Origin of the sequence: Streptomyces roseochromogenus subsp. oscitans DS 12.976, assembly GCF_000497445.1 — a bacterium.
Taxonomy (GTDB): domain Bacteria; phylum Actinomycetota; class Actinomycetes; order Streptomycetales; family Streptomycetaceae; genus Streptomyces; species Streptomyces oscitans.
Genome location: NZ_CM002285.1, coordinates 3,526,398 through 3,538,247 on the forward strand (window position 1 = coordinate 3,526,398; position 11,850 = coordinate 3,538,247).

Sequence of the window (11,850 nt, forward strand, 5' to 3'; positions counted from 1 at the left end):
CAGGGCGGAGGCGCCGGCGGCGCGGACGGCGACGGTCCGTTCGGCATCGGCGGCCTCGCGGGCCTTGCGGAACGCGGCCAGGGCGGCCTGTTCGCCGGGGAGTTCACCGGTGGCGGGGGCCGCCTCCGCGGACAGTGCGCCGAGCACCTGGGAGAGGCGTTCGGCCTGGTCACGTGCGGAGGCGTCGACGGCTTCCAGCGACTCACCGCGCAGCAGACGTTCCGCCGTCTCACGGTTCAGCCACTTGTCCTGCTCGTCGGCCATCACATGTCCTTCTGCGTCCGCGCACGCATATCCGTCACAGTTGCGGACGACACCGCGCGACCACGCGGTTCTCTCTGGGGTGGGAGCGCATCCAGCGCGCCCGCCGATTCCGGATCCTCGCCGAGCAGCTCCGCGAGCCGTTTCAGTCCGCGGTGCGCCGCGGTGCGTACGGCACCGGCGCGTTTGCCGAGCGTCTCGGCGGCGCTCTTGGCGTCGAGGCCGACCACGACCCGGAGGACGACCGCCTCGGCCTGGTCCTGCGGGAGCCGCGCGATGAGGGAGAGGGCGCTGTCGGTGGCCAGGGCCTCGATGGCCTCGCCCGCCGTGTCGGACTCGGCGGCCCGGCCGGTCAGTTCCGTCTCGTCGCCGCCTATGGCGGGGCGGCGGCCGCGCATCCGTATGTGATCCAGGGCGCGGTTGCGGGCGATCCGGGCGGCCCAGCCGCGGAAGCGGTCGGCGTCCCCGCTGAACCGGTCGAGGTCGCGGGCGATCTGCAGCCAGGCCTCGGACGCGACGTCCTCGGCGTCCGGATCACCGACCAGCGTGCGTACGTATCCGAGCAGCCGCGGCTGCACGGCGCGGTACACCGTACGGAACGCGGTCTCGTCTCCGTCCTGTGCCGCACGCACCGCGGCGGTCAGCTCCGCGTCGTCCCCCAGCACCGCACTCCCTTTACGCCCGTTTCCCGGTCCGGCGCGAAAGGCACGTTACGGCGTGAAAGCGTTCCTCGTCCATGTCCGTCGACCGGTCTGTAGACGATGAAACTAACTCGTGACCGGGTGCGCATGTGCGCAGGGTGAGGGCCGGGTGTGCCCGGGGTGTGACAGAAAACCCACTCACGGCGCTGTAGTGAGTACGGGCCGCGCGCGGCCCGTCAGCGCGACGGCCGGGGCCTCTCCTGTGGGGGGTGGCGGCCCCGGCCGTTGCCCCGGTTTACCGCTCTGACCTGGGACGATGCGCGGAATCGGTGACCAACGCGGCCAACGCGTGACCAACCGCCCAGATGCCTCATGCGATCCTGTCCAGCACGATGCGCTGAGCCGTCCCGGACGCCGGCTTGCGGGCCCCTTCGACTCCGGCGCTTGCCATGCTGGGCCATGGTGTAGCCCGGCGTGGGGTGCCTCACATTCGCGGAGACCTCCACGGGGTTCTCACCCGCATCTAGACAGCTCGTGACCTTGCCGTGACGCCAGTCGTGGATGCGGAACTTCTCGAAGAGGTTCAGCCGCTCCCGGACGCCGGCACCGTCCAGGATGTGTGCGGGAAGCGGCGGCGGACTCGTAAGCAACGTGACCAATGGCCTCAACGTCCAGCAGATCGTTTCCCTGACCCAGGGATTCAGGGCCGCCGCCGAACACGTTGGTGCCGGCTTGCGCATCGGCACGAACGACGGCGAAGGGTGTCCTCGCGGCACGGGCCTGGCGTGCTCCGCAAGATCTCCACCAGGTAGCCTCATCCCTGAGCACCGCTCAGCAAGGAGAAGACCGTGGCGCGTTCTGCAACTGGTTGAAGCTGCACATGTCGAAGGCCGACTTCACTTCCCGGCGGTCCTTCGTGCTCGGGTGCGCGGCGGTGATGCCCGTCCTGGCACAGGGCCTCTCACGGTCACACTCCGCGGATCGCCCTGCCAGCCTCGATCAGGAGACCGTAGCTTTGACGACGCCTACCGCCGGCCCCGTCCGCTTCCCCACCGGGTTCCGCTGGGGCTGCTCCAGCTCGGCCACCCAGACTCAGGGTGCGACTCCGGCAGATAACTGGTGGGGCTGGGAGCAAGCCGGCAAGGCGCCCGCCAGCGGCGACGGAAACGGCTTCGACGGCCGGTACGCGGCCGACTTCGCCCTGCTGGCCGACTGGGGATTCGGCGACTACCGGCTGTCGCTGGACTGGGCTCGGCTCGAACCGCAACCAGGTCGGCACGACGCCCGAGCCATCGAGCACTACCGGCAGATCCTGCAGGCCGGCCGCCAGTCGGGGCTGAGCATATGGGTCTGCCTCTTGCACACCGCCTTGCCGAAGTGGTTCGCCGCCGACGGCGGATTCCTCGCTCCCTCGGCTCACGCCACGTGGGCCCGTCACGTCGACTTCATCGGCGAGACCTTCGGCGACTTGGCCGACGGCTGGATGCCGGTCAACAACCCCTTCAGCTACGCGCTGAAGGGCTACCTGGCCGGCACGTTCCCGCCGGGACACACTTCGCGCGACGAGTTCCGCACGGTCCTCAAGGCCATCCACCAGGCCGACTTCGAGGCGGCCCTGCGCCTGCGCCAGGGCGGTCAGCCCACCGCCACGAATGAGTCGCTGGCCGTGCTGCACCCGGCCGACGACGGCGCGGCCGCTGCGGCGGCGACGGCTGATCTGGACGCGGCCGTGTGGGACTCGTGGCTCTCCCTCGCACGCATGACGCGGTACGAAAGCGCATTCGATCTCTACGGCTTCAGCTACTACTACAACCCGGCCATCACCGCTGAAGGGAAGATCATCCCCTATCCGCCCGGTGAACCGGTCGGCCCGCAAGGCTACGTCGTCTGGCCGGAGGGGCTGGGCCAAGTCCTCACCCGCCTGCGCACAGAACTGCCGGGCAAGCGCTACTTGGTGGCCGAGATCGGCTACGGCGGCGACGACGACACCCGGCGCATCGCCTACCTGACCGCTGCGCTTCGCCAGGTCGCTGATGCGCTCACCGACGGTATGGACATCGCTGGCGTCCACTTGTGGACAGCGGTGGACAACTACGAGTGGCTGAACGGATTCTCTGTCCCCTTCGGGCTGTTTGACCACAACCGCGAGCCCCGTCCCAGCGCCACCGCCATCCAGGCTCTGATGCGGGCCTAGCCACCTGCGGCCGACCTCCCCGCCTCGGTGGATGGGGAGAGCCCGGCCACCGACCAGCCGATTATGTTACCGCAGATAACAAAACGTTTCGATAACGTCTTGGCCGTGTGTCACCTCTTGGCCCTCACCAGGTCATCAACAGTCGCTGTCTCGTAGTCGCGTGGCGACGCGAAAAGACCAGGTCATCGTAGTGATCAACATGAGGCGGCGGGTGATGGAGCGTCTCATGTGAGGCGACCGACCGCAGGAGGGCCGTCAGTCCGGCTGTGTACTGTCCTCTTCGCCAGCTCCGGCGTGAAACCGACAGGTCAGCCCGGGTACTGCGTGGGTGCGGCCGCGCTGATGGCTGGCCCGTGTCCCAGGGCCTTGCAGGAGGAGCACATGTGGTGGCGCAGCAAAGCACCGTCGCATCGCGCGTTGCACAAGCGGTGTGTGCGGCTTCTTGCTGATTTGCCCATGCCCAGCCCTTTCAGTGTGGACGCGCTGGTGCGGAACATGGAGGAAGCGCGGGGTCGCTCCATCCACCTGGTGGAGCTTGCCGAGCCCGAGGGCGGGCTTCGCGCCGCGTGCGGTCTGCGCGTCAGGACCGAGCAGGTCACGTACGTGTTGTACCGGCGCCGGCCGACGCAGACGGGAACCGAGCACACGATCCTCCATGAGCTCTGCCATGAGTGGTTCGACCACGGCACCACCTTGAGCCGGCAGGAGATCGAGCAGTACGTCCCGGGCGATCTCTACCAAGGGCTCCTCGGCCGTCTCGGTCCCGGTGCGGTGGTCCAGGCGCGGGCCCGCTACGACACCCCCGAAGAGCAGGAGGCGGAGCTTTCGGCCTCGCTCATCAAGCGGATCGCCCGCCAACGGCCCTCGGTGGGCGAGGACATGGTCAGCCTTCTTGAGCACTCCCTGTCCCACCCTGTCGCCCCTCCGCAACGCCGTGGGACGCGGTAACTGCTTTCACGCCCCGGCTGAGCTGGGGCAAGCCCCCTCGTCAGGAGTCCTTCGCCGTGCTTGCTTTGCTTGAGTATCTTGCTGCGCTGGTGCTGACGGTTGTCGCCGTGTGGCGGGTCCCCGCTGTCCGTTACGGCGACGCCTACCGACGGTCCCTGTGGGGCATTTACGCCGGTTTTGCCGTGACCTTGTGGCTCAGTACACCAGGGGTGATGCACCTGCTCGACGCTGTGCCGGTTGTCGATCTGTCGGTCCTGCTCAAGCACTTGGTCGGCGCCGTGGCGCTCATGGCCATGGTGACGTACGTCGCGACCAGCTATGGCAAAACCAGCGAACCCGTGCTCCCCCGGCACATCGCCGCCTCGCGCTGGATGGCCCGTTTCGCCCCCAAGGGCGCGCTGATCGTCATGGTCCTGATGACCGTGTTCTTCTTCACCGTGGTCGACCGGAAGAGCCCGAGCACCGACTTCGTGACCGACCACACCGGTCAGTGGGGAGCGGCGATCTACCTGAGCGTCTTCTACTTCTACACGATCGCTGTCGCGACGGCGTCCGGCTACCAGTGGACCGGCGCCTTCCGCCGCGCGGAGACCAGGCTGCTGCGCGCGGGCCTGCTGCTGATGGCCGTCTCCATGTGGATGGGTGTCATCTACACGGCGGTCCGCATCGCGTTGATCTGGATCGACGTAGCCGCTCCGCTGAGTCACACCACCGATCAGCAGGTTGTCACGTGGAGCGCGGTGTGGTTCCAGGTGTTCTTCCTGATGCTCGCCCTGGGAACGAGCGTTCCCGCCACCCGTGCGGTCGCCGCACGTTGGCGCGCCTGGAACGCGTTGCGCTGCCTCTATCCGCTGTGGCGCGATCTGGTGACGGCCTTTCCGGGCACATCCTTCGCCCCACCGGCCCCCCGGCTGCGCGAGCTCGCCCGTTTCTCGCTGCCGGCCGACGTCCGCCTCGACCGCTGGGTCGCGGACATCACCGACGTGGAGGACAAGCTGCGCTCCTACGCGCCGCCGGAGTTGCTGTCGGTGGCTGAGGATGCCGCGGAGCGCCACCCGGACCCGAAGCCTGCCGCCGAGGCCTACTGGATCAAGGCGGCACTGCAGGCCGCGGCTGCCGGGCGGCGGCTGGAGGTCGCCTCCGCCGCGCTGCCCACCAAGCCGATCGTGGACACCAGGGCCCAGGAATCGTGGCTTCTGCGCGTGCAGAAGGCCTACGCCTCGATCACAGCGGCCCAAGCCGAGCAGTTGCTTGCCGAGGCCGAGCAGGAACCCGCCGTATGAACATCGCTCGAACTGTCACCGATGTGCTGCAGTAGCGCAAAGGCACGCTTCAGGTGAGGCACGGTTCCAAGGTTGCCGGAGTGGGGCCGTCGGGGCGGACGGTGATGCCGTACACCGCCTTCGTGGGGGTGGATTGGAAGGCGAGGGTGTGGGCCGGCAGCAGGTGTTCGAGCAGGACGGTCGATTCGCGGAGCGCGAATTGCATACCGAGGCAGGCGCGGGGACCGATGCCGAAGGGGAGGTAGGCGCCCGGGTGAGCAGGCCGGCCGTCCGGGGTGATGAAGCGCCGTGGATCGAAGTCCTCGGGTACTGGCCACAGTTCGGGATCGCGGTGCGTGAGGTACGGGCAGATCAGCATGTCCGTGCCCGCCTCGATGGCGTATCCGGCGAGGGTGTCGTCCTCGGTTGCGTAGCGGGGCAGGATCCAGGCGGACGGGTAGAGCCGGAGCGTCTCGTGGACCAGGGCCTGAATGGCCTGGCGGCGTTGTGGTGAGCCTTCGCCGCCGGCGGCGAGAGCTTGTTCGCGGGCGTCGGGGTACCGGTCGAGGAGCAGGTAGAGCCAGGTCAATGTGGTAGCGGTGGTTTCGTGCCCGGCCACCAGCAACGTGACCAGCTCGTCGCGGACCAGCTGGTCGGTGTACTCGGGGTGTTCGGCAGCGGCATCGGTCAGGACCCGCAGCAAGCCGGGACCGTCGGGGCCGGCCGCCCCGCTGCGGGCGGCCTCGATGGCGTGCAGGGCGACCGCATCGATCCGGGCGAGATCGGCGGCAACGGCGTCCCGGGCGTCGCTGACATCAGCGGGCAGGGTCGGAAGGGCGGCCATCACGGCTGCCACGGCGGCCAGCTCGCGCTCGGTCTCATCATCGAGGGGATGCCCGGTGAGGGAGCGCCAGATGGAGTCCAGGGCGAAGCGGCGCATCTCCTGCCCGACATCGAGGGTCTGCGCGGTCCGGGCGTATCCGCCCCAGCGCCCGGCGCTGGTCCGGGCGGCCTCGGTGATCCGCTGTTCGTAGCGGCGCATCCCGGTACCGGTGAACTGGGACTGCAGCAAGCGGCGTTGTCGCTTCCACGTCTCGCCGGTGGCGGCGAGGACTCCGTCGCCGATCAGCAGGCGGGCGCGGTGGGAGCGCTTGACGTACCGCTCAGGGTGCCGGGCGAGTACGTGCTGGACCGCCCGCGGGTCGGTGACGAGAACGGTAGGAGTCGACCCGAGGCGGAAGGCGGCGATCCCGCCGAGCCGCTCACGCACCTGGGTCAGCAGCTCGACCAGTTCGCCCCCCTGCGTACGCCACCGCTCCACGAGCCCAGGCTCGGCTTCGGGAACCGGCCGCCCCGTTCCAGGGACGTAGGGCAGGGAGCCGGGACCGGCTTCGGTGTCCATGGTTCTTCTCCCGGTAAACCGCTGACGGAGCGCTGGCACGACGGACTGTACGGGAGTGACAGCCACCCTCGCCTTGGCACTGTCGAGGCATGGCCCGGATCCCGCCGCCTCTGTGCCCGGGGCCGACCCCGGGGGCAGAGGCGACGGTGGCCGGCAGGTGCGGAGGGGGCTCCTCGCGGCGTTCGGCTCGCCGTGGTGGCTGCTGGGCCATGCCCTGGTCGCGGCTGTCCGCTGGAGCCGCGTGGTGCGGGCCCGGACCCGGTGACGCAGACCGTGGCTGACGCCTGTTCGGGATGCCTTGGCGCGGGCGTGTCGCTGATGTGACCGAGCCGCCGGGGTGCTACCGGTCGTCGCCCGGGATGGTGCCCGTGCGGATTCCAGCGGCCAGATTGGCCACGATGCTGATCATGTCCGGCGACAGGCCGTCCTCGTTGCCGCGAGCGGCGAGAGCGAGGATCTTTCGGTCGTTGATCGCCTTCAGCAGCTCGGCGACCTCGGTGATCTGCCGGGCCGCCTGTTCGTTTGGCTGGAAATACATCACCGGCACGCTGAACACCTCGGCCAGGCCTTCGAGTACCGCGGGGTTTTGCGGGCCGACGACGGTCTGCGCGCCGGTCCGCAGCGCCCGGATGACATCCGCCGTGACCAGATCCTGTCCGGCCTTCGTGTTGATGGCCTGGGCGATCTCCGCGTCCTGTGGGGGCTGGTTGCCTGGCGGGTAGGTTGTCATCATGTAGGTGATCTTCTCGGCGAGGGTCCGCGGGATCGGCCACTGCTCGGCCGACGGCTCGTCCGGCGCCAGGTTGCCGAAGGAGCGCTCCTGCGCCACCAGCAGCTCCTCGGTGGTCGCCTTGTACGCCTTCGCCAGAGGCTCGATGTATGCGTCGTTGAGCTTGCGCTTGCCGCGCTCGGCGTTGCTCAATGGCACGCGACTGGCGCCGATGGTCTCAGCGGCTTCCCGCTGGCTCAAACCGGCATCACACCGCAGGTCCGCCAGGTCCGGCATTCCGTCCCGGGGGAACAGGACATCGATCGGCTCCCCCAGCACCGCGGCCAGGGCGGGCAGCTTCTCACCCGGAGGGAAGTCCTCGCCGCTCTCCCATCGCGCAACTGCCGTGCCGGTGACGCCAACTGCCGCGCCCATCTGCTTCTGGGTGAGGTCCTTCCCTCGACGTGCAGCGCGCACGCGCCTGCCGTCGAATAGGCGTGGGGGCATGCGGGACTCCTGCCACTGATTGACCTAGGTAAAGGAACAGGGGGAACTTTAACCTCTCGCTTGATACCGCGCCGCATCTATCGTAAGTTCCGGTATCGGAGAGATCAACCGCGCTCCTGCCCGCCTGGTGACGCACGGGGGTCGCCACCAGGCGGGCGTCGCCTCTCGGCGTTCTAAGGGCTGACTTCAACGCCCGAATCGCAAACAGATGCCGGCTCCGGCTGGCTGTTGAAACCAAAAGGCCTGAACCCCATTGAGTTCAGGCTTGATGTGTTCAATATCCGGCCCAATTGGCCCACTACGACGAACCAGCAACAGCCTGGGGCTTTTGCGCTTTCGTTGCCCTTGCGACGAGTGAGCAGCGCTAAGATCCAGCCACTTGCATGGGTGGGGCCCCAGCCGGGATTTTCTGCTTCGCTTTTCGCAGTCGCGCTTTGCGCTGATTGTGGCTGTACGGGCAACTGTGATCCAGCCATGCGCCTTTTTGGGGAGGAATGGGTGGCTCAACGCGCCCTCAGACGCGGCTTGGTGGCCGCGTCCGCAGCATTCAGCCTGGTTCCGGGCATCGGGTTCGCAGCAGGGCCCGCGCAGGCGGACACCTCCGGCGAGGTCGTGCTACCGGCCGATGCCGCATACGTGCCGCCCGAGGACACGGTGGAGGCGGCGGGTGACACCGGCTATCTGCACACACAGCAGGGCACGTCCGGGACGCAGTGGACCGACGATGCCTCGGGGCAGTCGTACACCGTCACGCCCGCGGTCGGATTCCCCCACGATGGCCTGGGCGCCGTGCTGGGGCCGGGAAGCCCCGTCGTACACATCGAGGACCTGGCGACCCGGGCCACCACGTCCATCCAGCCGCCCGCGGGACAGGTGTGGACGCACGCCTACACCGGCTCGTCCATCCTCACCCATGCGCAGCAGAGCGGCCCGCAGGTGTTGCATCTGGTGCGGTCCGCGAACGGCCAGGTCACCGACACGCCCATCCCGTGCCCGCCGGAGGTGACCGGTTTCGCCGGAGTGCTGACCCAGGACGACGCCGGTGCTGTGCTGTATCTGCGCACCGCCTCCGGAGAGCTGCCGTTCCTGGTGGACTACGCTGCCGCGACCGTGCACGAGATCTTCGCGGGGACGGACACCACCTCGGTGAAGATCGGTCTTTCGGCGGGCCAGGTGTACGCCTATCCGAACTCCTGGCCCACGTACGTCGACACCGTCCCCCGGGACGATCCCGGCGCGACGCCGACGCGGACGCCGCTACCGGCCGCCGTCGCGAACAATGACGCAGGGGTTGCCGACATCGCCGTGACCGGTGGCTGGATCCTCGTGAACCACCATGTCACCACGACCTACACGGCCCCCGGCGATGCCTTGCAGGCGGTGCCGATCGGCGGCGGGGCCACTCAGAAGCTGTTCCCCTGGGCACAGCCGGACCTGGTGACGGCGCCTGACGGCAGTGTGCTGGTCACCGCAGGAACCAGCTCCGAGGACTGGGCGGTCCGCAGGATCACCGCGGCTTCCGGCCAGGTGCCGACAAGCTCCGTCGTACAACGGGTACCGCCGCTTCCCGCGCCGGTGCGGAATCTTTCCTTGGGCGCGGGCACGTTGGCCAATGACGACTGGGTGTCCAACTCGGCGCTGCCCGACCCCGTGTACGAGCGCGACATCAGCTCCTCCCTGCAGGCCGGGCCGCGTACCACCGTCACGCAGCACGGCACCGGGGTCATCACGCGCGGCAACGGGCAAGTGGCCTACCAGACATCCGACGGCATCGTCTCGCCGGTCGCCGGCGGATCCTCCCAGCACCTCTACGCGACCGGCGCTGCGGTGGCCGCCTCCGGGCGCTACATCCTCCAGCAGGACAGCGGGTACTTCTTCGTCCAGGACTTCGAGGCCCCCAGCGCGCTCCCCTACCAGTCGACCACCGAGGCGGCGTCACTGTGGGGCCGGAAGGTCTGGGAGGAGGACCCGGGCCACCACGGTGACGTGAGGTCCTACGACCTGGTCTCGAAGCGGTACACGGCAGATCTCCCGGTGGACCCGGCGTGCGGGAACCTGTCCGCGGTCCAGGCCGTCGGCCGCTGGCTGTACTGGTCCTGCGCGCACGTTGACGGAGTCACCGACAAGGCCGGGGTATGGGACCTGTCTGCGGGCAAGAACATCCCGGTCCCCTACGGGCAGGCTCAACTCGGGGACGGCTACCTGGTCTTGCGTGACGCGGCCTCCGGCGCGTTGATGCTCACCGACTTCCACAACGGCACGGGAACAGCACCGGTGACCACCGAGTTCGCCGGCGCGACCGCTGGGGTCTGGACGGTCGACAGGTTCGGCGGCGCCGCGGCCTACGTCGACTCCCAGCAGCGCGTCCATCTGGTGCCGGTCTCCGTGCCGCGTTCCCCGATCGCCGCGATCGACCCGCGTACGAGCGGCAGAAGGGTGACCGTTCAGCTGTCGCGTCCCGCGGCTTCGGCGACGGTGACGTTCACCGACCCCTTCGGCCACGTACTCCGCACCCAGACGGCCGAAGTTGCGGGGGCCTCGGTCGACGTGACGTGGAACGGCCGCACCGACGGCGGCACAGCGCTCCCGAACGGCACCTACACCTGGAAGGTGAAGGCCACGGCGGCCGACGACACCAGCGCGGTGACCACCGGCACCCTGCGACTGACCGGTGCCGCGGACGCCTACCGGGACTACAGCGCGAGCGGCCTCGGCTCCCTGACCACGCTGACCTCGACGGGCTGGCTCACGGCCCACTTCTCATCCCGCGCGGACGGCACGTTCGCCGGCACGAGCGGCAGCAGCGGCTGGCCGAGCGGGATCACCGCGGTGCCCTTCGGCGACATCAACGGGGACGGCTGCAACGAACTGCTGGTGCGCATGCCTGGCGGTGAACTGCGCGCGTACCGTGCCGGATGCGGGCACTGGCCCTCGCCGAACACCTCGTACGCCTCGCTGGGTACCGGCTTCAATCAGTACAAGTGGCTCTCCTCGCCGGGTGACCTGAACGGCGACGGCACCCCGGACCTGGTGGCGTGGAGTGCCTCGACCGGTGACCTGTATGTCATCCCGGTCACCCAGCGGGGCACGCTCGGGGCCCGGCAACTGGTCCGTTCCGGACTGACCTACGCGAAGCTGATCTCGGTCGGTGACGTGACCGGCGACGCGATCGGGGACCTGCTGGCCTACGACCACTCCGGCAGCCTGTGGCTGATGGCAGGCGACGGCCACGGTAACTTCCAGTCCCGCAAGCTGATCTTCAGCAACTGGGGCACGGGGTACAACGCCGTGATCGGCGCCGGCGACATCACCGGCGACGGCAAGCCCGACCTCGTCGAACGGGACTCCTCCGGCACCATGTGGGTCAACCCGGGTCTCGGAAACGGCTCCTTCGGCGGACGGATCAAAGCAGCGACCGGCTGGAACTACACCGGCATGTCCTGATCTCCGGTGGACGGTAGGTTCACCGCCCCCTTGGCAGCAGCCCCTCCCGGGCCGGACACCACACGCGGTGTCCGGCCCGGCACCGTTGGCGAGCGCGGTGGAGGCGAAGGCTCGCGGGGTGCAAAGCATGCCCCGGTCAGGCCAGGGGTGGCGGCCCCGGCCGTTGCCTCGGTGGGCCGAAAACGCCTTCGTTCAGCCGCCGTTGGCGGCCTTCGTCTTCCCGTCGCCCTGCTTGGCGTTGCCCGTGGCGGACTTCCCGCTCCCCGCGCCCGGCTTCGCGTTCCCCGTCGACGGCTTCCGCTTCGAGCTGCCTTCGCCCAACTCCGACTTGTCACCCGACTTACCCGACTCACCTGATTCACCCGGCTTAGAGTCTTTTCCGGCTGTTTGGCCGTCGCCGGTTGTGTCGTTCGTCACCTGGGTCACGCAGTAGGCCGCGACCTTGTCCGCGCCGCCCGCCGCCGCGACGAGCCGCCGCCAGG

Annotated in this window: 7 protein-coding genes and 3 pseudogenes; 4 read left to right on the forward strand and 6 right to left on the reverse strand. The window is 68.9% G+C overall.

Features of this window, described 5'->3' with window-relative positions:
• A pseudogene (locus M878_RS47920) lies at positions 1 to 264 on the reverse strand (hypothetical protein); the annotation flags it as partial.
• The gene (locus M878_RS64930) at positions 264 to 926 is read right to left on the reverse strand and encodes an RNA polymerase sigma factor (RefSeq protein WP_023547208.1); all 663 of its coding nucleotides are present in this window, start codon (positions 924 to 926) and stop codon (positions 264 to 266) included. The pseudogene M878_RS47920 and the gene M878_RS64930, both read right to left, overlap by 1 nt.
• A 991-nt stretch (positions 927 to 1,917) precedes the next feature.
• Here M878_RS64930 and M878_RS64935 point away from each other — a divergent pair.
• The 3 genes from M878_RS64935 (at position 1,918) to M878_RS64945 (ending at position 5,327) form a co-directional block, all read left to right on the forward strand.
• Positions 1,918 to 3,096 carry a family 1 glycosylhydrolase gene (locus M878_RS64935; RefSeq protein WP_158692694.1) on the forward strand — a complete coding sequence of 393 codons (1,179 nt, stop codon included), beginning with the start codon at positions 1,918 to 1,920 and terminating at the stop codon, positions 3,094 to 3,096.
• Between the two features lie 456 nt (positions 3,097 to 3,552).
• Positions 3,553 to 4,044, forward strand: coding sequence for a hypothetical protein (locus tag M878_RS64940; RefSeq protein ID WP_023547210.1), 492 nt, complete (start codon positions 3,553 to 3,555; stop codon positions 4,042 to 4,044).
• Between the two features lie 56 nt (positions 4,045 to 4,100).
• Positions 4,101 to 5,327: an MAB_1171c family putative transporter gene (locus tag M878_RS64945; protein WP_031224993.1), complete on the forward strand. Its 1,227-nt coding sequence runs from the start codon at positions 4,101 to 4,103 to the stop codon at positions 5,325 to 5,327.
• Positions 5,328 to 5,376: 49 nt separating this feature from the next.
• Here the strand turns inward: M878_RS64945 and M878_RS64950 are convergent, their stop codons facing one another.
• The 3 genes and pseudogenes from M878_RS64950 to M878_RS000000101035 all read right to left on the reverse strand — a co-directional run.
• The gene (locus tag M878_RS64950) at positions 5,377 to 6,708 is read right to left on the reverse strand and encodes a cytochrome P450 (RefSeq protein WP_023547212.1); all 1,332 of its coding nucleotides are present in this window, start codon (positions 6,706 to 6,708) and stop codon (positions 5,377 to 5,379) included.
• Positions 6,709 to 7,048: 340 nt separating this feature from the next.
• The gene (locus M878_RS64955; RefSeq protein WP_245238394.1) at positions 7,049 to 7,714 is read right to left on the reverse strand and encodes a helix-turn-helix domain-containing protein; all 666 of its coding nucleotides are present in this window, start codon (positions 7,712 to 7,714) and stop codon (positions 7,049 to 7,051) included.
• Positions 7,715 to 7,741: 27 nt separating this feature from the next.
• A pseudogene (locus M878_RS000000101035) lies at positions 7,742 to 7,924 on the reverse strand (helix-turn-helix domain-containing protein); the annotation flags it as partial.
• 474 nt (positions 7,925 to 8,398) lie between these two features.
• On the opposite strand from M878_RS000000101035, the gene M878_RS92235 reads away from it, so the two are divergent.
• Positions 8,399 to 11,368, forward strand: coding sequence for a FlgD immunoglobulin-like domain containing protein (locus M878_RS92235; protein ID WP_078630294.1), 2,970 nt, complete (start codon positions 8,399 to 8,401; stop codon positions 11,366 to 11,368).
• Positions 11,369 to 11,560: 192 nt separating this feature from the next.
• On the opposite strand, the pseudogene M878_RS47935 reads toward M878_RS92235, so the two are convergent.
• Positions 11,561 to 11,850 (reverse strand): annotated as a pseudogene (locus M878_RS47935) (hypothetical protein); the annotation flags it as partial.